Here is a 24,944-nt window from a genome sequence, read left to right on the forward strand (position 1 = left end):
TCATTTTATTATAAAAGTCAATATAAAGATACTACAAAGTTAAATAAATATCATCTAATATCTCTGTTGAAAAAAAATGTTTTGATCTATACAACCCTTTAAATAACTGCGCAGTACTCTCCCTACTACTTTCACCCCATGTAATTCTAATTTTGTTTCATTTTCTGACTTTAGGAAATGGTGTCTTATAAAGTCATCAATGTACACTGCTTTAGATGTATATTTATCAATATTATTAAACTGTTTTTTCAAAGCAAGTTCCTCCACACCTATATACTGTATATATAAACTACCATCTTTATCTAGATTAACATATAAATGATTGATATGTCCTTTTGCCCATTGAAATTTATTCTCAAACATTAGAGTTCCTACCAAATCACCTTTATAAGAATAAAATATACGGTAAAATGTTGTCGGCTCATGAAAAATATTATACTTTGTTCCTTTATAGAGTAAAGTCTCAATTCTATTGTATTTTGAATTAGGGTCAGTGAGCATCTCTACATTTATTGTCATAAACTGAAGTATATCAGGATCTCCATACACCTTAAACTTGATTTTATTGTATTTAAATACTACACAAGTTGATATTACACAAATTAAAGCTACCACAAAGAGTAATATCAACATCAATATAGAGCGAAATTTATAGAACCAATTATAGTTTGGTGTACTATTATTAGCTTTTATTTTGAACAAAATCATTGATAGTTAAGTCTCTCAGATTTTCATAGCTTTAATACAAAACGAGTCAATCATCAGTAGGGTATTGAGTACTGATAAAGTGAGCTGTACTTATTAGTAGAATCCTCTATAAATTATTCCCAGTTTGTTTTTTGACCCGTATGAGTTATTGACATAGTAGGTTGTTCGTTCATTGGTCCATCTGCTATTGGTACAGCGTTTAATGTATATGTTGTAGAGGTTAAATCGGATATTGTTAACGTATAGTACGGATTAGTCTGGTCAATTGGAATCTGATTGGTTCCTAATAAATTTTGTGGTGTAGCCTTTTCATAAGTAGATGGTGATTGTTCTGTGTAATAACGTTCCATTGCATTAGCTAACTGCATTAGGGCTGATTGAGCATCAGCACGCATTGATTGCCTAACATACTCTTGGTAAGAAGGATACCCTATTGCAGCTAATATTCCAATAATGGCAATGACAATTAGCAACTCAACTAAACTAAAGCCTAACTTATTTTTTTTCATCACTATTTATTTCCAATACCTAATCATTGAAGTGGAGGCTTTAATTCAAGAGGGAGCTGCCAAATTTCATTTATATAGTTGCCATTACCAAATTTTTTGATAGAAAATCCGATGACCATACCAGACTTCAAGTCAGATACAGTACCAAACTTCTTATTTAACAAGTGTACTTTAGTATTATTCCAAATTTTAAAATGTAAAGCATCAGCCTCAAGTAGACTTTTTCTTACATTAATTGAGCTTATTGTTTTTATTTGCTCAAACTGAGAAGGGTAGTATATTGGTAGTTTATTTTTATCAACCTGTTGCAAAGCGACATACTCAGCACACACTCCCTTACTTAGTAATAATATTAGTACTATTATTAGTCTAACGTAAATCATTAAATTCCCCTCAGCAGTTTACTCAGAATACAGCTGTCTCCATGAAAGCCTTCCTGTATTAACACCTTCAGTATTGGCTCCAAACCCAGTTACTTTCCCATTGTGCTGCTGTATTACTATTCTATTGCCAATAAATGATGGATCATTGGGCATTTCATCCAATCTGATACCAGAAACAGAGGTACCATTAGGTAAGCTATCTTTATCATCAAATTTTCCATCATTGTTTAAATCAAATAGTACTTTTGTTTTTGAGCGCCCACCTGTTGCTGGATCAATCCCTATCAGGAAGCCCCCTGGTAATATAGAACAAGCTAGTGCAGGATTAGGAATAACAGTGGTAGTAAATAAACTATCTCCAACCAAAAACAGTTTACGAACAGCTCTTTCACCAGGGTATTGAACTGCTCCTCCACCAGTAACAGCTGTATCAAAATTTAGCTTCCAACCCATGACATTACCATTTTTAGAATAAGCAACTGTTTTATTAGTTAAGCTTCTAACTGTAAATCCACTGACAGTATCTATTTTATTAATAAAGCTCTGCTCAATTAATTTACTTTTTTCTACTGGATAACCACTACTAGAAAAATCGTCCCAAATGCCATACATTGTTTGTAAGTCAGTTGAATCAATATCATCTTTTAATATCCAGGAGCCTGTCCCTATAACAACGATTATTCCAATTAAACCTGGCTGTGGATTACGAACGACAACGGGCTGATTTATAATGGGCTGGGGATTACCAGTGCTATCAGTTGCCTTAAATATAATTTGACGATTTTTGCTACTTTGCCAGTCAGATGGGTTGCTACTGGTTACATCAAACCGCCAAAGATTACCTTGCAAATCTCCTGCATACACATAGTCAACTGTTCCATTACCATCATTGTCCACAGCTCTAGGGATACCTAAACCGTTAGGAGTCAATCCATCACTACTTTCAGCCTTACCTTTACCTGTTACTGACTTATAATAGTCTTGATTACGTAGCCAGCTACCGTCCAAACCACCTGACAACTGATTGATAAAAAGAGCTGCATCACCATCTTCACTGCTGCTATTATAGCCGTTACCAAAAATAGCAGCCCAAATATGTTCTCCTCCTTTTTTCGCATTGGTCATCGTAATAATTGGACGACTATAGGTAAACCCCAAGTCTATATCATCCTTTGAGGTAAACTCCCACATCACATTTTTTGCAGCACTTGCTTCTGTACTAAATTTAGTCGGATTAGTTATATCTAACGCAAACAACCCCTTACCACCAGCACCAAGTGCTCCTACTAAAACCGTGTGCCACGCGTCATTATAGAACACATCATTAATACTAGGTTTTTCATCCACATACATTTTATGTACATAATTTTGATAGGTTAGATCTACTAGATTTGCAAACAACACATTGGGTACATAAGCAAATACTTCTTCTCCAGTATTTGCATTAAATCCATGCAGCATTCCATCATTAGCACCTACATACAACATAGGATTTCTGTTTTTATGTGCTTTAGCAAAATTTGAATAAGGTTTACTAGTAGAATATGGCTCTTTATCTCGATTGGAAAACAAAGGCGCACCAACGTAACTCGGTGTAGAATGAATAACATCACCTAATCGACCCTTTGTTTTTAACCTATCGCGGAATTGCCCTTGGTTAGACTTTGGCCCCTCATTGATTTGATCACCCCGCAAATATGCAATACGTTCATCGCCTACTTTTCCATCATTATCACCGTAATTTTCAGGTAAAGCTAAAGGAATAGGGGTGTCTAATAAACTTTTTTGAGTAACATTTAAATGGGTATCATAATTAAAAGGTACTCCTAGCTTGGTTCCATCTTCATTTACTCGATAAGTAATGATATTACGATTATTAATATTACTCCCCGATAATTTATCATCTAATTTTTTTGCAGCAGACCATAGTACTGTGCTGGTATCTATCACACCGGTTGTAGAGTCAATAGGGTGAGCAAGTACATCACCACTGTGTAACTTAGGGTTAAACAAGGCTCGATATGCCACCGAGTTATTTTTTATACTTTGAGAATTAAATGCTACAGCGCTTGCTGCACCAGAATCCGCTTGAATACCACGAAACATTTCTTTTAGTCCCAGTACCAACTGGGAAGGATCCCCTGCACTTAAGTAATTGCCGCGACCATTATAAGCAGCATGCAATAAATCGTCGACCTTAGCCAAATTACTACTAAAAGGGTTAGGCCAGTTAAATGTAGTTTCAGAATTAGAGGGAAAATCACTTACATTACCTTTTAAACCAAATCCTACAGTAAAGGTAGACATATGTTGGTGAAGTGTATTGTTATTAGTTAAATAAGTAGAGCGTTCCACATCGTACTTCGTAGTGGGAACTTTATTAGCTAAACTGGATAAATCTGTTTTATAATATTTCATTGCCACATCAGCTAGTGTCTCACTAACATCATCAGCAAATGCCCCTCCATCAAACAAATTATTCGTATTTATATCCTGGTTTCCTATGTTTGGTGTCCCTCCACTATAAAAGCCATCTGTCATCAATAGAGCATAATTTTGCTGACAGGTTCCAATAGGTGCAGACTGAATCGGGCAACTATAACCCTTTGCATCGAATCGATTACCAGACTCACAGGCAAAATATTTACCCACATCTCGTAAGTTTTGTCTTAACGGTGTGCTTTTTGCCGGTATTGGGGTTCCATAAACTTTATCTAAAAGTGCTTTTTTATTACCAGACAATGCAGAAGCATTCATTGAAGCAACAGGGAAGTTATTCGACTTAGTATTGATCGTGGTAAAACCGATTCTCGCGTTTGTTACACTCTCTAATACAAAACCTAAAGCACCTTTTGCAACAAGATCTCTAGAACGATAATAGCTAAACCAGTTAGCAAAGTTCTGTTGTGTTTTTGCATCAGCACTCTTTATTCTAAACTCTGTTTCCTCTCCATTTTCAAAAAGGCCATCACCATCATCTGTCCAGGTATAATATTTAAACCCCTCCGATGCCCCATTCCTTGGGAATATTTCATTATCTTTGGTTAAATCAATGTATTCTGTTGGGTAATATGGATTATCGGGTGCTTTAGTTATATCTATATCACCAAAAGGGATACCTTGCTTGTCCAAACCAGGCCATGGTTTATACACTTTATTAGGATCAAAATACAACTTGTTAAAATTGCTGTTTCTGAACCGCCAGTTGCTCATCTCCGCAACCCAGCATTTACCATAATTTTTATTAAAAGTATTTGAATTAAACTGAACTCCATAATTATAGGGGTAACTACAATTTGGCTGGTGAATAACAGAGCCTTTTGGTCCCTCAATATTTGTACCATTAGGCTGATTTGCTTTCATCTCATCTGTAGGCATTAATCCTTCAAAGTCCATGCTTCCAGAATCATCAAATAAAATGACAATATTAGGCTCGGCACCTGGTGCTATTTCCAGTGCATCTTGGGCCAATCTAAGGGGACCAGCATGAACCATTGGCAAGCCCAAAATAGTTATAACCACTAATGCAATGGGTTTCCTTGTTAGGATATAGTTATGGCATTTCATTTGTTATACACCTTGCAGGCAATCTAAACTACATTTGTTTTGCATACATACTTTGCAAAATAACTTGTGAATCAGGAGAACTACCTACACCTTTGGCAGTAACACGAAATACTTCAATTTCGCCTAAAACAGTTGCTTCACCGTAATTATCCTGATTTAAAATGGCACTATCAGGCTTAATTGTTGCGTAATTTTCTATATAGTACTCGGGCATACCATTTACTTCATAACTTTCCATTTGCTGAGTAGTAAGAGCTTGTGTACTGATATTTTCCCACTCATGCCACATGCTACCATTTATCGCATTTTTTGAGTAAAGACCGTTATCACCGTTGTCTGTGAATAGTGCTAAAGTTACTACATCATCATTCACATAGTTTTCTGCCTCTATTAATGCCTTTTCAGCAGTTTGAAATGCTATATTATAGTCACGATAATTTGCACTTATTTTAGCATCAATATTTGATCTATTTGCTGCACTAATTCCAATCATAGATAACACAAGCAATATAATAAGACTAACAAATAAAACAGCACCTTCCTGTTTAGCAGCCAGGGTGGTAAGAATATTTTTTCTTGATATATTCATAGATAGTCCGTTATTTTTTGACAGTATTATTTTCTTCACCTTTAACTACCTCTATTTCTAATTTTGACAATATGGGATAAGGTTTTACGCAATACACCATCATTTTTACTACCAATAGAGTCTATTGAGTTAACTGTCAGCTCAATCTTTACCGCAATTACTCTTTCAAAGCCATTATCTATTTGATCAACCCGGTCGGCATTCAAATACTGGTCTATTCTATCATCACCGACTTTTGGTGAGGCTGGACTACTATCTACTCCATAAGTCATTTGTAAGTTTTCTACACCTCTAACCAATTCTTGTGTTAATGGATTCCCGATTGTATCAATACCTTGCAAACGCCATAAAGAAAAAACCGGTTTACCCATATTATTTGTTATTGCTTGGTTATTAACTATGTCCCAAGCAGGAGCTATGTAATAGACTCTACTAGCAAAGAGGTATACATTAGAAGAATTTGGGATATAGCTTGCGCCTGTTGATATAGGGATATTTTGGTTACCAGGTGTTCCACCATTAACTTGATATTGAATAACTTGGTTGTTACCAGAGCTATTTACTGAAGAGATTTGAAATAAAGTAGCTTTTTCACAATCACTGATAATAGCAACATCATTTTTTTTGAATAAACTTTCTTCAACTAACTTCATTGTTCTTTCAGATTCATTTAAGCTGCTTAGTTTAGCTCCATTATTAACAATCCTCTTTATCGTAATAATATCGCTACCTTCAAGAGGTGCTGGATTTAATCGCGTCAATAACTCAGGTAATTCTGGCTGCCAAGCCATTGTACTAGCAGCCTCAAATCCTTTTATCCCTAGAAAATAATTTTTAAATAGAAAATCAATATTTAATCCTGTTTGAAGTAGAGAAGGGTTATAAACAGGATCAGTTCTCTTTGACAAACATCCGTAATAACCAGCCATTCGAATATCTTCACTGATCACATCAATAACAAACCGAGCATTATCTTGTAAATTTGCTGTACTTTGGATAATTAGATAAGTTCGATGATTATTAGTAAATAAGCTAATAATACCCCCTAGTAGAAGTGCTCCTAGTACCAAAGAAATCATCATTTCAACTATAGTAAAACCCCTAATTTTATGAATTTTATAAATCTTCATATATCCGTAACCATATTATAAGAAGAGCGATTATTAGGGTCTATTTTGGTTGGGGAAGACCACTCAATAGTGATGATGTAACGAGAACCATTCCTGATTATGGAACCGGTTCCGTCATTTAGTAAACCTTGTACTTGAGCATCTTGCTCATCACCACCAAATTTTAATGTAGAGCAATTAGCATGTTGATTAAAATGACCTAGCAAACACTTCCATTGTGATAAGTCATAGTCTCTTAAAACACTCACATCGCAAGAAGATTTTTCACACTTGTTTGCTGTTATACTAGGTTCATCATTAACTTCTGTCGTATAATCTGCAGTTGGGTTTGCACGTATTCTATCTAAAATATTACTGGCTAAGAAGACTGCATAACTACGATCAAATGACTGACTGTTATTTTTTAATCCTACAGCCTGTAACCCAGCCAAACCTAATAGCCCAATAGACAACACCAATATAGAAATTAGAATTTCAATTAATCCAACTCCTTGCTGTAGATTTAAAGTAACAGATGAATGAAATTTTTTCTTATTTAATACTCGATCGCCACCTGACTTTTTCATTATTTCTTCTCAACTCGGGTAACGCCAGAAGCAGTGATAGTGATTAACCGGCTATTTATTGAGCCAGGCATTTTAATTTCAATAATATCTTGGATCAGAGGTTCGGAAAGAAATCCTCTAGCATTAAATATGATTTCGCTAATATCATTATTACTATTTAAAGTAATATTTTGTTTACCCAATAAAGAAAAATCACGAATTATATTATCATCTGCATCTACAACCACCCAACCACCTCCCCACTCATTATTTTTATCTTTTTTTTTGGCTAAAACTATTATCTTTTTTCCTCTTTTTATAGCTTCATTGCGGGCGATTGCTAAAGCACCAATAAAAGCATTCGCTGTAGTAGCCAAACGATTATTGTTAATCATATTTTTAAATGAAGGATATGCTATTCCTAATAGAATAGAGGCAATAGCTAGTGTAACTAACATCTCTATGAGTGTAAAGCCTATTGACCGCATATACTCACGCCCCATGCTTTATAATTAAATTTAAAAAAACAGATAATAATACAAACTTTTAACAATATAGTGGCGAATTTAAAAAAATTATTGTTTATATAGACTATAATTTTAGCAAATATATTGTGAGCCTTTTGCAAGGTTATTAGCAATCTGACTAGCCTTAAGCATTAATACTGAATCAGCATGATATAGTACAGTTTGGTTTATAAGATGCTGAGACACCTCTTGTCCAAGAACAAAATTTTCTATAGATAAATTATTTCTTCTTACAATACTAATCATTATTCCTCCTCTCCCTCTGATATATTCAGCTTCTTTATCTGTTTTCACATCAGTCACTATAGTATCAGTCATTTTTTTTAATGGTTTCAACCAGAATTCTGCATCCAAATAACCGCGAACCTCAGCACCAAATATCTGACAGGCTCTTCTCGGGCTAATTTTATATATTGGCGGTTGACGAAAACCATTCTCATCAATTTTTTCATTAACCCTGTACGCCTGAAAAGTTCTTATAAAAGTTGTAATCAAATTAAATTTTGATATTTTATTGCCAGTAACTCGCTCAAGACTTTCGATTATTTCCCTTACTTTATTAGGATAAGTAAACACCTCTATATCTTTAAACTGATCTGGATTTAAGTCTTTCCAGAAGTGTTCATTAATGACTTTATTAATACAGCTAGATAAATCATACCTATTGTATTCTGGCAATTGTTCTTGCAGCAGGTCTGCAAAATAGTTTTTACCTGACTGGGTTTCACCTGTTATTCCTATTAGCATCTTTACTCCTTAGTTAATAGGATCCTATAAATTAGTTTAAGCACAAAAAGAGCATAAACATTCCCAGCCCTTAGAGTAATGTTCAGAATACTAACGCTTGCTGGGAATATATAAAATTTGCAATTAAAAATACTATCTTTTTATACTAGAGTCCCTGCTGACATTCATTATTATTTATTACAAGATTTATTCCTGGAAAGGTGTTTTCCTTCTGTTTGAAACACACAAAAGGCCCTTGCTCGACTTTGACTTTATTACCTACAATAGACGAATTATTAACATTTCCTAAATTATAAAATCCATTTGAGGTGTTACTATAAATGGTATTTGATGAAAACTCACTGTTATTCACATCTATTAATGAAATACCACCACTAAAATCATTGTTAGTGATCTTTATACCAGTAACATTATTGAAAATAGATGAATATGATCTATCCTGATTTTCAAAACGCCCCCTAAAAGTATTGCTTGCAATACTAAATGTATAATCCTTATACTGTTCTTTATTGTTTACCAAACCAAGTCTAATGTGGCCAACGCCTAGTGTAGATGAATTAGACCTTACTACTGTAATGTAATTATTTTCAATACTAACATTATCCACTCCATTAATAGCTGCAATTCCGAAATTATTTGCAGTAATATCATTATCGTAGATTTGTGTATCCTTCAAACCACCAAGTTCATCAGCTCTTGAACCAGCTCCAATATATATGCCGGTTGAAACATTACGAATTTTGTTATGATGTATTTTAATGTCTCTTCCTGCAGCAAGAATGCCATGAGGACGATTTATATTTGGATCACGACTGAATTTACCATCGATAATATTATCATGAATAATGTTATCAAAAATTAGTTCTTTCTTATCAAAAGCTGATGCGCGGCCAGTCAAGATCTTTGAAATTTGATTATGTCGAATACGGACCCCATTACCTAGCAGCATTGTAATGGCACCTTCCATTTTATTTCCCTCCAAGATAATGCTACCACCACGATCTTCAGTGGCAATATTAAAAGGAGAAATATAAGGGTGTGGTGAATTATAATCTGTAGGCATTGGTGTAGACTTATACACATGGAAACTACCTTTACCTTCATGCGTATTGTTTATTATTTTAACATCGTATACTTCTTGATACACCTCAGGCTCTATATCAATAGGTAAGCCTGGTGCAATGTAATTTGAAGTGGCTAAGTTAACCTTTGAATTTTTAAAGTGATTTTTTTCAATGGTAATATCATAACCGTAAACTAGACTAATTTGGTTACGTCTATTTCGATCAAATAGGCAATTCTTAACAAGAACATTTCTTGACCCACGATCTGTATTATTTGGAACCACCCCATACCTTTGACCAGAAATATGAATCCCATCACCACTGGCATCTCTCATTGTTACTCGATCAATTTCAATGTTTTCCCCATGTACTATATCAATCAAATGCCCCCATTCATGAGTTTTACCTTCATCGGTATATTTATGCTCTTGACGATCACCTATTAGATTTCCACCAATGACTTTCACATTCTTAACATCAGTAAAAGGGTCATCCTCATCGCCAGTTCTATTTTTGCCATTACCGATCCTTACTAACTCATACCTAGCCATGTCATTCTTATACACACGAATAAAAGTGTCATCACTCATCAATAAAGTAAAATCAGAAGGTAGTTCAAAAGGCGCATCATGCGGCCATACCTTTTTGCCAGAAACGGGATGAATAGCAAACTCACTTGGATAAAAATAGGCATCAAGTTGATTAATTTTGAGTGTTTTAGCTCCTAAAAGCTTTATTTGTTTAATCAGCTGCCGCATTATAGCTTTGTTGTTTCGAGCGACTGCTTCATCTACTTGACCTTCCATGATATCCCAACGTTCTTTGATCAATGTAAACTCTGGGCGAGTCAAGTGCGCAACTCCTTCAACCGTCAGAGAGGCATTCAATAATTCTCCATCTATACTGCCAGTATTAAAAGTTAGCGTTCCGTTTGTTATTAGCCCACCATCATTAACAAAACTCACATTACTAGGCAAATTAATAGATTGCCCTCTCAAATTTAGCTGACAGTTGATATAAACCACTTCATTCGCTTGAATGTCTTGTGCAGAAAAAAAACAATCATCAGAAGAAGCAATATTTCTTGTTGTCACGTTAAAGTCTGAAGATATCCCCCCTATAGTGAGTGTTGAAGAAGTACTAGACTCATATTGTTGTGATGACATCAGACGCACACGAATAGATTGCCCATTCTCAATCGTTGCTGGGGCATTAGTATAGCTGCCACCATTAATGCTATATTCCCCAACGTTTATTTTCACCTGAGCCGGTGTGTTTATACCCTGAATAATCACCGAGCTGGACTCAACATTCGTTGATCTTTCTGCATTAGTAATGGGTGAAAATTGAAAGTTATCTGGAGTGTTGTCATTACCTCTACTAGTAACAGTAAACACGGCAGACACTCCACCAATCGTTAGTGTTGTTGATGCAGTACCCAGCTGTTGTGCCGAAGACATAATACGGACACTAATTGATTGCCCGTTATTAATCGTCGAAGGGGAACTGGTATAGTTACCACCGGCAATACTGAATTCCCCTTCGCTTATGTGAACGGAGCTAGCTGTATTTATTCCCTGAATAGTGACAGGGGCAGATTCCGTGAGGGTCGATATCTCTACATCATTGACTGGTAAAAAAGCAAATGGGTCTGGAGTGCTGTCTTCATTATCATTATCGCTATCGCTCTTACATGCAGAGAGCATGCAAAGTAAAATAATGAGTAAAATATTACCCAAATAGTGGCTTTTTTGATTCATATACTTCTCCTACTTCTATCGTAACTACCTATTACTTATGTGATTGTTGTGATTCTGAAATCAGCCTCTCTTTGATACATTTTTATTTTTTAATATAGGTTTAACTCTTGTTTTTCTAAAAAATTATTAATCAATTGCTCAACAATTAAAGCCAGCATCTTGAATAATAAAAAGCCTAGCTAGGTATATCATACATTTTGTTTCACCGTAAAAACCAACGCTTTTATTGTAATACACATAGATTAAGCTATTAACTACAATTATTTATGCCATTTTTAGTTATTTCATTTTTCTAGCATATTTGTTTTGAGCAAAAGTTAAGACCCTGATCCTCACTGAGAAACAAGAAGGCTACATACAACAAATCTTGCTATCAGCCTTTAATCCTCAGAAGGTTTCTTTAGCACATAGGAAAAATTAATTAAAATAGTTTTTTCTACATGGGGATTATAAGTAAGGTATTTCATAATACGCTTTTTTATTATCGACATTTTGTGACGTTAATAGACAAGCCATATATAAATATCCATAGTTTTAAAACTCATCAGTCACACCTAACTTATTGTTTGTAGTAGATACTATTTCATTTATTGATCTCATGTCGGCTTGTTTTGCCTTTGGCTCGCTGACGTTATTGGTATAATCTAGAATAAATGATTTTTTACAAATTATATTTTGGCAAAGATAGCGTTGCTTGCCCTGTAATGTGCGACCAATCTTTTTAACACGGCCATTGCCACATTTATTGCATGACACCATTTTTTTTATCACAGCTATACTCACAACATTATTGTCTAACAAAAAAACACTACACAGACGTATACAGCTGATAATCAGCCTAGTATTAGTTGTTATATTACTTATTCATATAGACTTATACTTAGAGGCTAATTAAGTTTCCTATTAATATATACAAAGCTTTATAAAAACCCTGCAGTTATACTTAGCCTTATACTCACTTACATCGTTGAAATTTAGCTACTTAGATATGCAAACCTATTAACACTCATTTCTAACTATCTTATCTCAACAATCAAGTGGTTAGACTCGGATTTTGATAGCTTATAACTTAAATTAAGCTTTATATACTTTAAATTTCTTTTCTTACTTTTAAACAAACATTTAACTGGATCGCAGTTTACCTATACTTGTGTGTCTAGAGAACCATGAACACAATATTATTGTTCCCCGTATACTACTACACCAAAAAAATGTGACGTACCCCACAAAAACCAGCGGCTACTAAACTATTCCTAAGCAATTTCCCGATACCTAAATGAAAGATAATACATTGCCTTATCCTCAAAGTTTGAGCCTTATTAATCACCATATTGAAGGTATATTAACTATTCAGTTAATTAAAACTGCTACTACTTATATTTCCTAGAAACAAATAATTAGTAAAAAACTGAATGGGGGGAAAGTGAGCAGTAGGACTACACTGGGGCTATAGTAGTAGTGTAAATAGTATTAACTATTAATTGTGTAGATAGCACCTAATCCTACTTAGGCAAAAACAAAACATAACCATGATGGATACAGGAGCCAAAAAGGTTTTTTGCTAATTAAAACCGTTCTGTGACGATTACAGTCTATTTAAAACAATAAAGTATACTACTTTAGTAGTATTGATCAGAGTATTACAATAGGGTTAGTGCTATGATTCAAAGTTATTTTGTCTATACATTAATTTAATTTTATCTTTGATATAAAATCTTGGTTTTCCTAACTAAAATAGTAATAGATACAGCAATAGGTGCAATAAACAAAAATGTAACTGTTGAGTAGATTTCACTCGGAAGGTAGGTACTCCAAGCAGCTCGCATTAATTCAAGGGGAAAACTATCCTCCTTATAAAGACGGTATACCAGTATATGCTTGTTTAAATTGGTATACCCTGGAATCGAGGTTATAATATGGCTCAGAAAGTTAAACTTGATGGTATCTACCCTTATGCATGGAATACTGAACGGGAACAAAGCTTTTTATATAGCTCACCAATATTAATTTCAAAACTATTTTATTATGTCAGAAATTCTGATAAACAAGGAGTAAATGGAACAATAAAATATTATGCGCCCTTTAGGCTGGACTGATGCCCATATAAAAACTGTTATAAAAAAATTCAAGCTACAAGTTATTCAACCCGCCACACTGGAACAATGCATAAAAATGATCAATAAAAAACGGGTAGATTTAATATCCCTTGATGAGCTTGTAGCCCAAAGGGCTTTTATTAAATACTATAATTCACCTACTATATTAGTTCCATCCTTAATTGAACAGCAAAGCAATACTCTTTACCTAATCATTTCACGAAAACATCCAAACGGTCAGAAAATTATTACAGATTTCAACCGAGGCATGGCAATGATTAGAGCTAACAATCGTCATCAACAAATAATTAACAACGCAATACAAAAAAAACAGCCAAAAGAACATTAAATAATTTCTTCTAAAACATCAATGTTTTTCTTTATCAATAGATTCAACAAAACTGATTAATTCTACATTAGGAAATATCTGTTGAACGGTGATTAACAATTTCTGGTAAGCATTATTTACTAAGTCAGGGAAGTGGGTAATTTGCTTTGCACTAAAAGCAAGCTGCTTAGTATCCACATCAGTAGCTGTCGTCAGCTTTAGATTTTCGGTTTGCAGCTCAGCTAAATGCTGCTGCTTTTTCTGGCCAATCGGATTAATTAATGAGGTAATTTGATAAACTGTTTTATATGGGTAAGCACAGTAGCGGTTACCTATATCTTCAAGCCATACGGCTACCGGTATTTTATGATACTTACCTTCACTTTCAAAAGCTCGGAATTGCTGGGCTATTTCTTCACGATAAGAAAAATAAAGATATTCGCCTACCTTACAAACATTACGGTCAAGCTGCTGCTGTTCTTCAACACTTAATGAACAATACTGACCTTTACCTTGCAGGTCTTCTATTAATGCACTGAAACTGACCAGCTTATCAGTTTTAAAACCACGCATAATACTGTCAAAGTAATTTAGTCCGCTATATGACTTTTCTGTATATAACTTGCAAAGCCGTTCATTATTAGCAGTTGCTTTACTGACACTCACTAAAAGCAGTGTCAAACAACTTACGACCAAGCCAAGCTGTTGAAGAAATGTGACCTTTACCCTGTCAATTTTATTATTTTGACTAAATTGTAGCTGCATAAGAAACCCTCAAGGTTACCTATGCAACCCTAGCACAGCTCTATCAGTCTACATACTAGTAATATAGGCAGCGACTGCAGCGATATCTGGTTTTGTTAACCCTGCCGCAATCCCCTGCATGGGAGAGCCAGGCAGCTTCCGATGCCCCTGTCTAAATATGTTTAGGGTATTGATAATATACTGTTCTGGCTGACCCGCTAAACGAGGAAGACTATGTTTTCCTAATCCTTCAGAACCATGACACATAACACAACGACTGGAAAACAACACTTTTCCTGCTTGCTTCTGCACATTATCTGTGCTGACTTTTGATGGCTTCACCTGCAAACTTGCATAGTAAAGTGCCAGATTAACTCGCTCTTCTATAGATAAGTTCTTCGCCAGTTTAGCCATAACATAATTATATCGACTGCCTTGGCTAAATGCCTCAAATTGAGTAACCAAATATTCTGGATGTTGTCCCGCTAAATTAGGGATATATTCTTTTACACTATTACCGTCTTTCCCATGACAATAGCCACACAATATTGCTCGCTCTTTACCTAGAGTTATTGCCTGTTTTAAGCTATTAGCAGTTGACTGTTTATTATTTAGCAACTCAATCATTTTTTCGATTTCATTGGCACTATTTAAGGTTGACATCAACAAACCAATAACTACCAAGCACCACTTCATGAAACACCTCTTACCCATAGGCTCAGGGGTAATCCCCAGTTTCCACCTATTAACACCAAACTAATCACTATTTATTTGTGACACAAATCAACAAACTAACAAGAGGGCCTAGAGTACTGCATCGGAAAGAAAGGAAGTTGACTTAAGTCAATGAAAGATATTCATAAAAGTGACCAAACACAAACTGTTTTATATCTCAACTTGCACGATTTAAAGTTAAACCAGCCTCCAATATGATCAATATTAATGGCAAAAATGCTTCAAAAGTATATCACCCAGAATATACCAAACTAAATGTGAGTAGTTGTAACACTGTTATAAAGTAGCTATTTTTGCTAATAATTAAGGAGCTAGCTTATGACCGAGAAGCTTACTAGACTACCCAGTTTGACGCATATTGCCTTACATGTTCAAAATCTTGATGAATGCATATTATTTTATCAGTCTTATTGTAATATGCAGATTATTCATCAACGTCACAATGATCATTCAACAGTTGTTTGGCTAGCAGAAGCAAACCGAGAAACAGAAATGATTTTTGTATTAATGTCTGGCGGCCCTTTGCGCCAACAACATGACCAAGGTTATGGACATTTAGGCTTTGCAGTTGCAAATCGAAAAAGTGTTGATGATATTGCAACCAAAGCAACACAAGACAATTGTCTTATCTGGCCACCAAAAGAGGAGCCTTTTCCTGTTGGTTATTATTGCGGCGTTGTTGACCCAAATGGTAATTATGTAGAGTTTAGCTATGGACAGCCACTTGGCCCTGGAGCAAAACCACTCCCCTCTCTCAGTTAATATTTTCTAAACGGTTAATAACAAGGCTGCAACTGTAGTTTGGTAGAAAGTCTGTTGTGCTAAGAAAAGCTTGCAACTTCACCTATACAGACATATTATGTCAACACGTTACACAACAAGACCCAAAAGGTGTACACAAGATGAAATGTACAAAATGCAAACAAGGCTTTCTTACACCTATCAAACTTGAACCTACTTTCCCCTGCCTTGAATGTAGCGAGTGTCAAGGCCATTGGTTGTATTTGGAAGACTATCTTCGTTGGTTAGAGCAATCTTCTACTGAGGAAACACTTGAATCACAAGTAAATGAGCACATAGAAGTTGATGACAGCAAACAAGCTTTATTATGCCCCGAAACGGGCCGTATCATGCTCAAATACAGAATTTCTGCCGATAATTCCCATAAAGTTGACTTAAGCCCTGAAGTCAATGGTATTTGGTTGGATAAAGGTGAGTGGACCTTATTAAAAAATGAAGGGCTAGCCCGGAAATTAAACCAAATTTTTACAGAACCCTGGCAGCGTAAAATTCGAGAAGAAACAGCTCAACGTAATTTTGCAGACCAATATCAAAATACGTTTGGTGAAGCTGATTATGAAGAGCTCAAGCATATGCGAGAATGGCTCAATAGCAAAAAAAACAAACAATCTATGATTGCTTATTTATTAGCAGAAAACCCTTATTCAGCCCTACATTAAATTCGTACTACCCCTAAAGTACTACCCCTAAAGTACTACCCCTAAAGTACTACCCCTAAAAATAAGGGGTAGACCGATTATTTTTTCTCAGTGCAATTTAAGCCTTGGTCTTAACACCTTATTAAGTTTGTCACTTAACCAATAAAGTACGGTTAAAAAATGTCCATGCAAGCTACTTTGATGCATTCGATAAAGCATTTGATATGACCAGCGGGCAAGAATCCCCTCTAACATCAGCGAGCCTTTCAATAGCCCTCCCATGAGCTGCCCAACAGCCCCATAGCGACTAAATGAAACCAAAGAGCCATGATCTTTAAAACAAAAGTCGGCATAGTTATTAACCTTATCTACCGAACTTTGGTTTGTTATCAAATGGGTAATAGCTTTCGATAAATAAACTGCCTGTTGATATGCTACCTGGGCTCTGGGTGCTAAAGGACGTGCACCTTCTTGTAAAATGCACTCTGCACAATCGCCTAATGCAAAGATGCTTGAGTCTTGCTTAGTTTGTAAATTAGGCATTACTTGTAGTTGGTTGAGTCGATTGGCAGTTAAGCCTTCAATCGAGGCTAAAATTTCAGGAGCTTTTACGCCAGCCGCCCAAATAAGTAAATCACCTTCAACCAGATTACCATTACCTAGAGCCACTCCTTGTTGGGTCACTTTGACCACTGACTCGCCAGAAACGATATTCACAGACAGCTTTGCCAATTCATGTTCAGCAGCGTGACTAATTCGTTCTGGTAGTGCAGGCAATATTCTAGGAGCCCCCTCAATAATGGTTATGTTTACTCTATCAACAGGAACCTGTTGATTATTATAGTGAGCCAGCTCAAAGGCTGCGTGTCTTAACTCTGCGGCTAGCTCAACTCCTGTAGCACCAGCCCCAACAATGACAACACTTAGTGGCTTATTCGGGTCCTGCTCTAACTGGTTATAGTGCCTGAGAAAAAGATGATGAAACCGCTTAGCCTGATAGAAACTATCCAGGGTTTTACAGTTCTCTGCTACCCCTTCAATTCCAAAATTATTGCTGTTACTACCAATAGCAATGACCAAGTAGTCATAGTCTATTTCTCTAGCAGGCAGAATTTCTTCTCCTTCAGAATCTAATAAAGGCGCTATAGATACCTGCTTGTTTGTTCGATTAACTCCGATTAGCTTACCTTGCACAAACAAATAATGGTTTCGCTTAGCATGAGCTTTGTAGCTTACTTCATTTGCTGTATAGTCAATAGATCCTGCAGCCACCTCATGCAATAAAGGTTTCCACAAATGGGTTTCAGCTTGATCTACCACGGTAATTCTAGCTAGCTGCTTTTTACCTAATTTTTTACCAAGGCGAGTTGCTAACACCAACCCCCCGGCACCACCACCAATCACAACAATATGGGGTACAGTCTTGCCACCATTCATTAAGTTAACCTCATAAGTCCAAAAAATTTAAGTAATTCGGATGGTAACGCAAGCCAATAAAATTCAGTAGTTTAATAATGGATAAAAGACTTAATAAATATAATTAATATGTATTTTAAATAATCAACATATTTCGTTAAACTGACGGTTATATTTTTCCTTCCTTAAATAGTCGTATAAATACGCATCTCCAATCACTAACCAATCTTGTAGGCTATTTACAGTCAAAGCAAATAATAGATAAATAACGAACTTCCCTTCAGAGGATAAGTCTTACCAACTTTTAGCTGTTTTAGCTGTGGAGTACTAAGTGGCCAAAAAAAAGCCATCAAAAACAAAGAAATCCTGGTTATCACTAGCTCTAACAAAAGTAAGACGATTCTGTTTAAAACTGGTCGTTTTTTTACTGGGTGTCAGCTTTAGCATAACTGTTATGTTACGTTGGCTCGACCCACCTACAACCGCTTATATGATCCAACGCAAATTAGGTGTAAACCTACCAGGGCCTGCCTGCCAGAGTATTTCTTACCAATGGCAGAACTGGCAAAATATTTCACCAGAACTAGCTTTAGCTGTAATTGCAGCCGAAGATCAACGTTTTCCTGAGCACCTAGGCTTTGACTTTAGAGCTATCCAGCAGGCAATCAAAGATGGCATAAGCACCGAACGGTTACGTGGTGGTAGCACTATTAGTCAACAACTAACCAAAAACTTGTTTCTTTGGCCTGAGCGTAGCTTACTGCGAAAAGGCCTGGAAGTTTACTTCACTGCTCTTATCGAGCTAACCTGGCCCAAACAACGTATTCTTGAAGTGTACTTAAATACTATCCAGTTTGACTCTTGCACTTTTGGCGTTGAAGCGGCCAGCGATGCCTTCTTTAATCGATCAGCCAGCCAGATTACCCGCCCTCAAGCTGCATTGATGGCCGCTGTACTACCAGCACCTCACAGATTAAAAGTGACCCGCCCAACTCAATACCTCCGACGAAAGCAGTCCTGGATAGTGCGCCAAATAAAACAACTCGGTGGTAAGCATTTTTTAGCTCAAATAACAAACAGCTAGCTATGCCCTGACTCGTAAGCCCGACTATTGCTTAATGTTGATTGTAAGGTATTATATTTTAATACTTCCGCTAAAAAAGAAAGCTGAGCTAGTGCTCCAAATCGTTAGCTGCAAGCCTTGTTCTGTAGGACTGGCGTACTTAATTCAAGGAAGTGTTACACCACACCTATCAATCTACTTAAAGGGAGTCACTCAAGTGTCTCTTATTTACAGGATGCAACTCTAGATGTCTCAAATTAACGAAATTATTGCAACCCTGAAAAAAACTTTAAAAGCCCATGGCTTAACTTACGCCGATGTTGCAGCGCACCTTCACTTATCTGAAGCAAGTGTTAAGCGATTATTTGCAAGTAAACAGTTTTCCTTGGATCGATTAGAATCTGTCTGTCAAATGATGAATATGGAGATAGTTGACCTAATCAGTCAAATGAAACAGCTTAAACAAGCGCCAGAAGCACTAACTGCCGAACAAGAAACCAAATTAGTATCTGATATCAAACTATTACTGGTTGCTATTTGTGTATTAAACCACTGGCGATTTGAAGATATCTTAAACGAGTATAAATACACTGAAGCTGAGCTAATTCAATTATTGGCAAAACTAGACAAACTCGGAATTATTGAATTACTACCAAAAAATAAAATAAAACTATTAGTGGATAGTAATTTTTCATGGCTAGAAAATGGCCCAATAAAACAGTTCTTTCTCAAACATGTTAAAAGCGACTTTTTTAACGACCAGTTTGACAAGCCCAATGAACTACTGCTGTCAGTTAATGGCATGCTAAGCCAAGGGTCTATTTCTATATTGCAAAAAAAACTCTCTCAAATTGCTAATGAGTTCACCACCCTTCACCATGAAGATCTAAAGTATCCATTAGCAAAACGTGAAGGTACTTGCTTGGTAATAGCAATGCGGCCATGGGAGCTTGAGGTTTTTCATGCTTATCGAAGAATATAACTCTCCTGCTACAGCCTCAAAACATAGTAGCAAGTATTGTTGGCTTAGTGCCCTAGCTGCTACAACTTTAGTATTTTGCTTATTTTTTTCTCGCCTTGGCCTAGCTGATGGCTATCAGCATTTACTTGAACTCAGCAGCAACCCTGATGTCACTATCGCCCCCTTTACAACAGATGGGTGCAGTGGTGGTATGTCAACTTTATGGAGTTTATTTAATCAAAGCCCAACCTGGGAATATTGCTGTATTTTTCATGATAAAGTTTACTGGCAGGGAGGAACAGCTCAGCAACGACTTGAAGCAGACAACGAATTAAAACAATGTGTACACCAAGCAGGTTACCCGCGTTTAGCAGATCTCATGTATCATGCTGTTCGGGCTGGAGGAGGTCCTTGCACAGGGCTACCTTGGCGCTGGGGATATGGCTGGCCTCATTGCACTCTTCTAGAATGATTACTTGTAAGTCCAGAGTGAATCTAGTTGTAGCACCTATAATAAAAACTATAAGTTATTTTCATCCCTAAAAACAACGGTTATTTACATTTATGATAAATTTAATTAGACGAATCATTTTTAGTTTTTCTTGGCTTTTAATGCTGTTCAGCCTGCCAGCACTCTGTGCCAACGATAAAGTATTTTTCTGGTCAGTCGAAAACAATAAGGCAAAAGTTTACCTATTTGGTTCCATCCATCTTGCAAATCAAGCAATTTACCCCTTACGGCCAGAAATCACCCAAGCGTTTGCCAGTGCTGACACCTTAGTTGTTGAAGCCAATCCAGAGGCCATTAAACAATCAGAATTGATTCGCCTAGTTAAACAATATGGTCACTATCCAAATCAGGAAGCCCTTCAGGATCATATCAACCCAAAAACCTATCAAGCATTGGCTGATTATGCGCAAAACTTAGGTGTTCCTATCTTAACCTTAAAAAAAATGCGTCCAGGTTTTGTTATGTTAAATCTGACGACTGCCCAGCTCATGAAACTAGGTTATATGCCAGATAAAGGCTTAGATTTACACTTTATTAGACAAGCAACCAATAAGAAAAAAATTGTAGAACTTGAATCATTGGCCGAACAACTTGCTATATTCTCAGATTTACCAGAACCTGACCTTTTTATCAAAGTAACTCTAGAAAGCTTAACAAATGCTAATACTCAGTTTGTCCAAATGATTGATGCTTGGAAACGTGGTGACGATAAAGTACTTTTTAACTTTATGTATAACGACCAAATAAACAAATACCCTCAATTCAAGCCAGTAATGGACAAGCTACTATTAAAACGCAATATAAAAATGGCTAAATCAATAGAAGACATGCTTAACAAACAAGGCGTATTCTTTGTAGTAGTTGGCGCAGCCCACTATATTGGGGAAGAAGGTATTATTGAGCTATTAAAGCAAACAGGGTATTCACCCAAGCGGCTCTAAATTAAACTTTACAGCTCTTGCCTGATAGCCAAAGTAAAAAACTATGCCTTACTGGCCGTTATTTGCTTTGGCTTTTTCGAATAAATTTTTTAGTTCTAACGTTTAGAATCAAGTTACAACTAACACCATAGTGACTACTCTAGACTATTTATAGAACTCATATCTGCTAATAAATGACTAGATTAAGTATTGTATTTTCTCATTACTTGAATATCTGTATGTAAAATTTGATTTTTGGTTTTATTCCGGTACGCTTTTATATGAGGAGATGCTAAATGAGCTTGCAAAGCCTCTTTATTTGCCCACTCTTCATAAAAAATAAAATGTGCATTCTTATTGTAACTCTCATGCATTTGAAAAGTAATGCAACCTGGCTCTTTTAATGTGGGCCGAATTAGTGAGATCAGTTCCTCCCTAACTTGCTGCTTAGCATCTTCACTCACCTTAATCGATACAAAAACGGTTAGTTTGTTTGACACCCTTATCACCTACTGTATTTCCCTTTATTTCGGCTTGTGAAGTTATCGCAGCCTATTTTTGTAAAGCAGCTCACCCAAAGTAGTAAGCATAAACCTTCATGCAAGTAATAATCACTACGCAAACTACAAGCACCAATCAACCTCAAGTTATTTGAGGCTGAGACATGTAGGCTATTAGTTTAGCAGCTTCAAGCAAAGGTATATATACACCCAATATAGAGTTAAATCAATCGAAGAGACACTAGTCGTCCATGTGTAAAATAAATGGTTTTGAAACCTGTTACCCACGTTCATGTATATATAATCTTCGCGAATGATTTTTAAGCTTTGTTACTACCATCGCTAAGCACCAAGGATTGTGTGAATGCAGTTTATGCAGGAGCAATAAGCTGTCTTCACCCCAGTCATTTAGTTTATAGCACCCTAGATTAAAGTACAATTATATATAGCCAAAATGAACGGATGAACTCAATGCAAAGAGTATAAAATTTTAATCCAATGGTTTCATCAGATATAATGTCTCTAGACAGTACAGCAAAAAGAATTAATTTATTTTATAAAATAATCATGCAAGCTATACGGTTAAAAAATATAAAATCAATATCACCCAAAATAAAAAAACATTAATTTAGTTTTTTTAAGAGCCCTTATATCAATAGTATATTTTTCCTAATATTACCAATATGCCTTAAGCATAAGCCATATTTTTGAGCCAGCTCTTTACGAGATGCTCCTTGCTGAGTTTCTTCAATAATAGCGATATCCCTTAGCTGCCTTTCAAAATGATCATGCTTAGGTATTTCAAGTGTTGCCCCTGCAAACCGGTGAGACAACTTATTCAACGATTCATGATCTATTTGCTCCTGTAATGCCGACCGTCCAGGATGCTTTGGTACATATAAAGGCCGCCCCCCAAAGTTTAATGACAATTGATAGGTAGCTGTTAGGCCAATACAGTCAATAAGATCCTGCAATGTAGCTGGAAGTTTTTTTAAGTTAACTTGGTGTAATAGCTTGCCCTGCATATCAATATACCTTCATGGTGTTCTCATCATAAACAGCATGCGGATCAATCATCAGAATGAATAGAGTTTATGGTATTTAGAAAATAATCAAACTAATTGTGAATACAAAACGTGTAATCATATAATCACTATCCCCTTCGCATTGGATATATTTAAATCAATTACTTTTGCATCACAATAAAGTAACAAAATAAAAGAAACCATGAACTGACAGTGCTAGTTTAAACGCTAATTTAGTACTTCCATTCTCCAGCATAAAGAATGATCAAAAAAAACAACTAATACTAAGGTACTACCAAGTAAAATTTGACTTGTTCTACTGACTTGAGACAGATAAAATTTCGTTGTCTTTGGTAAGCTTCTCAATCAGGGTTTTACTGACCACCTGTACCAAAGGCTTAGTACCAAAGTACAACACAATGCACTTGAGTAGCATTTAGTTTTATAAATTTGCTTTAAAGCAAAGTATAATAATAGCGCCCCATAGAAAGGCCTAACGTACTTGCCATAAGCTAAGGGTTAAAGGCTTAGTACTTTTTACGGAATATAGCCAAAGAAGTAGATTTAGGGTCAGGTTTGGAGCTGGAGTGCTGCAAGCATTTTTATATATCGTACATAGTATATACATAAATCACTTTGAGTGTAGACCCAAAAACCAGTAAAACGATTGATAAATGTAAAATCTGACGAGCCAATAGATGTGCTCTTTGTTTTAATAGTAAGGCAACACACAGGTTGTAGTTATGGTTAATAACCTCCATGAGATAGATCTTTTCAAGGTGGCTTTGCATGACCAGCAGATAGCTACAGCTAACAAGTTAAGAAACTCTACCACAACAGATCAAATAACGAACAAGCCTACATTATCAAATAGCCTTGCTAGCCCACCATTAAGAACAGTCGCCAATAAGCCAGTACCAGCAGATCAAAGTAGCAGCCAATCTAAGAACAAAAGATTTGCTTTGATTGTTTGCTCACATCAAGCAGCTGTTAGTAAACTTGAAGATTATTGCCATCACTTGAATGTTGGAACCTATGTGGCTCAGGATGGCTTAGAAGCCCTTAAATGGCTTCGTATACAAAAACCCAATTTGTTAATTATTAGTTCAGTTCTACCTAAAATGAGTGCTTCCCAACTGATTGCTCTAATTCGCCGTAATCAGTCACTTCAAAGCATACCTATTATTTTACTTAACCAAGAAAATGACCTATTTATTTCAGCTATCGCTAAATCACTCAGTATTGAATCTTGTTTGAACGCTCCTATCAAACAGTCAACTATCGCTAAGCAGATAAAGAAATATTGCGCCTATAGCAGCCCTCGAAACAAACCCATGCTAGGCATCATTTCTGACACCCCTAGCCACCGCCTGGTCTTGAGACAACGTTTGGTAGAGTACAACTATGATATCTGCTTTAATGCTGACCCATCCCAACTAGAAGGATCAATAGAAAACTTAGACAAGATTGTGGATGGTTGGATTCTAGACATCACTGGAGAAGAGTGGCTGGATAATATTGATCAGCTTCTTGAACGCTTAAACTCACCAGTGTTATATGGTTTAGAGCCCCCGCCTGTTTACTCAAACCAACCTCAGCAAATTAAAGACCCCAAATATGTGAAGTGGGAAAGCAAGCTAATTAGCAAAATAAAGGGTACAATTAAGTAAAATAACA

Annotated in this window: 25 protein-coding genes; 9 read left to right on the forward strand and 16 right to left on the reverse strand. The window is 36.0% G+C overall.

Translation table 11 applies throughout. The features are described 5' to 3' along the window. Positions 1-54: 54 nt before the first annotated feature. From OQE68_RS07370 to OQE68_RS07430, 11 genes are all read right to left on the reverse strand, one after another. Positions 55-363: a hypothetical protein gene (locus OQE68_RS07370; protein ID WP_266195563.1), complete on the reverse strand. Its 309-nt coding sequence runs from the start codon at positions 361-363 to the stop codon at positions 55-57. A 458-nt stretch (positions 364-821) separates the two neighbouring features. Continuing rightward, entirely contained in the window at positions 822-1,217 is a 396-nt protein-coding gene (locus OQE68_RS07375; RefSeq protein ID WP_180571016.1) for a type IV pilin protein, read from the reverse strand. 23 nt (positions 1,218-1,240) lie between these two features. Continuing rightward, on the reverse strand, positions 1,241-1,600 hold the full coding sequence (locus OQE68_RS07385) for a hypothetical protein (protein WP_180571017.1): 360 nt from the start codon (positions 1,598-1,600) through the stop codon (positions 1,241-1,243). 18 nt (positions 1,601-1,618) lie between these two features. Beyond that, on the reverse strand, positions 1,619-5,167 hold the full coding sequence (locus OQE68_RS07390; RefSeq protein WP_180571018.1) for a pilus assembly protein: 3,549 nt from the start codon (positions 5,165-5,167) through the stop codon (positions 1,619-1,621). A 28-nt stretch (positions 5,168-5,195) separates the two neighbouring features. After that, a complete protein-coding gene (locus OQE68_RS07395) occupies positions 5,196-5,795 on the reverse strand; it encodes a pilus assembly PilX family protein (protein ID WP_180571019.1) in 600 nt (199 codons plus the stop codon). 2 nt (positions 5,796-5,797) lie between these two features. After that, positions 5,798-6,886, reverse strand: a complete 1,089-nt coding sequence (locus OQE68_RS07400; protein ID WP_180571034.1) for a PilW family protein — start codon at positions 6,884-6,886, stop codon at positions 5,798-5,800. Beyond that, a complete protein-coding gene (gene pilV, locus OQE68_RS07405) occupies positions 6,883-7,452 on the reverse strand; it encodes a type IV pilus modification protein PilV (protein ID WP_180571020.1) in 570 nt (189 codons plus the stop codon). Before pilV ends, OQE68_RS07400 begins: the two co-directional genes overlap by 4 nt. After that, on the reverse strand, positions 7,452-7,919 hold the full coding sequence (locus OQE68_RS07410) for a GspH/FimT family pseudopilin (protein WP_289623323.1): 468 nt from the start codon (positions 7,917-7,919) through the stop codon (positions 7,452-7,454). Before OQE68_RS07410 ends, pilV begins: the two co-directional genes overlap by 1 nt. Before the next feature lie 111 nt (positions 7,920-8,030). After that, positions 8,031-8,705, reverse strand: a complete 675-nt coding sequence (locus tag OQE68_RS07420; RefSeq protein ID WP_180571021.1) for a deoxynucleotide monophosphate kinase family protein — start codon at positions 8,703-8,705, stop codon at positions 8,031-8,033. 145 nt (positions 8,706-8,850) lie between these two features. Continuing rightward, a complete protein-coding gene (locus OQE68_RS07425) occupies positions 8,851-11,529 on the reverse strand; it encodes a right-handed parallel beta-helix repeat-containing protein (protein WP_180571022.1) in 2,679 nt (892 codons plus the stop codon). A 534-nt stretch (positions 11,530-12,063) separates the two neighbouring features. Continuing rightward, complete coding sequence (locus OQE68_RS07430) at positions 12,064-12,330, reverse strand: IS1 family transposase (RefSeq protein ID WP_180571023.1); 267 nt, start codon at positions 12,328-12,330, stop codon at positions 12,064-12,066. 1,115 nt (positions 12,331-13,445) lie between these two features. Between OQE68_RS07430 and OQE68_RS07435 the strand changes: the two genes are divergently transcribed. Both OQE68_RS07435 and OQE68_RS07440 read left to right on the forward strand, forming a co-directional pair. Then, the gene (locus tag OQE68_RS07435) at positions 13,446-13,625 is read left to right on the forward strand and encodes a hypothetical protein (protein ID WP_180571024.1); all 180 of its coding nucleotides are present in this window, start codon (positions 13,446-13,448) and stop codon (positions 13,623-13,625) included. Continuing rightward, positions 13,603-13,974 (forward strand): hypothetical protein, encoded by a 372-nt coding sequence (locus OQE68_RS07440; protein ID WP_180571025.1) that lies wholly within the window; start codon positions 13,603-13,605, stop codon positions 13,972-13,974. Before OQE68_RS07435 ends, OQE68_RS07440 begins: the two co-directional genes overlap by 23 nt. Positions 13,975-13,992: 18 nt before the next feature. Here OQE68_RS07440 and OQE68_RS07445 read toward each other — a convergent pair whose 3' ends face one another. Further along, positions 13,993-14,718: a hypothetical protein gene (locus tag OQE68_RS07445; protein WP_180571026.1), complete on the reverse strand. Its 726-nt coding sequence runs from the start codon at positions 14,716-14,718 to the stop codon at positions 13,993-13,995. A 48-nt stretch (positions 14,719-14,766) separates the two neighbouring features. Next, the gene (locus OQE68_RS07450) at positions 14,767-15,393 is read right to left on the reverse strand and encodes a c-type cytochrome (protein ID WP_180571027.1); all 627 of its coding nucleotides are present in this window, start codon (positions 15,391-15,393) and stop codon (positions 14,767-14,769) included. Between the two features lie 357 nt (positions 15,394-15,750). Between OQE68_RS07450 and OQE68_RS07455 the strand changes: the two genes are divergently transcribed. After that, the gene (locus OQE68_RS07455) at positions 15,751-16,194 is read left to right on the forward strand and encodes a VOC family protein (protein ID WP_180571028.1); all 444 of its coding nucleotides are present in this window, start codon (positions 15,751-15,753) and stop codon (positions 16,192-16,194) included. 140 nt (positions 16,195-16,334) lie between these two features. After that, entirely contained in the window at positions 16,335-16,892 is a 558-nt protein-coding gene (locus tag OQE68_RS07460) for a TFIIB-type zinc ribbon-containing protein (protein WP_180571029.1), read from the forward strand. 87 nt (positions 16,893-16,979) lie between these two features. Here the strand turns inward: OQE68_RS07460 and OQE68_RS07465 are convergent, their stop codons facing one another. Continuing rightward, positions 16,980-18,308: an NAD(P)/FAD-dependent oxidoreductase gene (locus tag OQE68_RS07465; RefSeq protein ID WP_180571030.1), complete on the reverse strand. Its 1,329-nt coding sequence runs from the start codon at positions 18,306-18,308 to the stop codon at positions 16,980-16,982. A 310-nt stretch (positions 18,309-18,618) separates the two neighbouring features. Here OQE68_RS07465 and mtgA point away from each other — a divergent pair, with 310 nt between their 5' ends. The 4 genes from mtgA (at position 18,619) to OQE68_RS07485 (ending at position 21,763) form a co-directional block, all read left to right on the forward strand. After that, the gene (gene mtgA, locus OQE68_RS07470) at positions 18,619-19,371 is read left to right on the forward strand and encodes a monofunctional biosynthetic peptidoglycan transglycosylase (RefSeq protein WP_180571031.1); all 753 of its coding nucleotides are present in this window, start codon (positions 18,619-18,621) and stop codon (positions 19,369-19,371) included. A 226-nt stretch (positions 19,372-19,597) separates the two neighbouring features. Beyond that, entirely contained in the window at positions 19,598-20,332 is a 735-nt protein-coding gene (locus OQE68_RS07475; RefSeq protein WP_180571032.1) for a helix-turn-helix domain-containing protein, read from the forward strand. Beyond that, positions 20,313-20,783: a hypothetical protein gene (locus OQE68_RS07480; RefSeq protein ID WP_266195564.1), complete on the forward strand. Its 471-nt coding sequence runs from the start codon at positions 20,313-20,315 to the stop codon at positions 20,781-20,783. Before OQE68_RS07475 ends, OQE68_RS07480 begins: the two co-directional genes overlap by 20 nt. Before the next feature lie 92 nt (positions 20,784-20,875). Continuing rightward, positions 20,876-21,763, forward strand: coding sequence for a TraB/GumN family protein (locus OQE68_RS07485; protein ID WP_180571587.1), 888 nt, complete (start codon positions 20,876-20,878; stop codon positions 21,761-21,763). Positions 21,764-21,945: 182 nt separating this feature from the next. Here OQE68_RS07485 and OQE68_RS07490 read toward each other — a convergent pair whose 3' ends face one another. Next, positions 21,946-22,242: a putative quinol monooxygenase gene (locus tag OQE68_RS07490; protein ID WP_180571586.1), complete on the reverse strand. Its 297-nt coding sequence runs from the start codon at positions 22,240-22,242 to the stop codon at positions 21,946-21,948. A gap of 647 nt (positions 22,243-22,889) precedes the next feature. Further along, positions 22,890-23,267 (reverse strand): Mor transcription activator family protein, encoded by a 378-nt coding sequence (locus OQE68_RS07495; RefSeq protein WP_180571585.1) that lies wholly within the window; start codon positions 23,265-23,267, stop codon positions 22,890-22,892. Between the two features lie 743 nt (positions 23,268-24,010). Here OQE68_RS07495 and OQE68_RS07500 point away from each other — a divergent pair. Further along, positions 24,011-24,937 (forward strand): response regulator, encoded by a 927-nt coding sequence (locus OQE68_RS07500; RefSeq protein WP_180571584.1) that lies wholly within the window; start codon positions 24,011-24,013, stop codon positions 24,935-24,937. Positions 24,938-24,944 lie beyond the last annotated feature (7 nt).

It is taken from the genome of Spartinivicinus marinus, from assembly GCF_026309355.1.
In the GTDB taxonomy this organism is placed as follows: Bacteria; Pseudomonadota; Gammaproteobacteria; order Pseudomonadales; family Zooshikellaceae; genus Spartinivicinus; species Spartinivicinus marinus.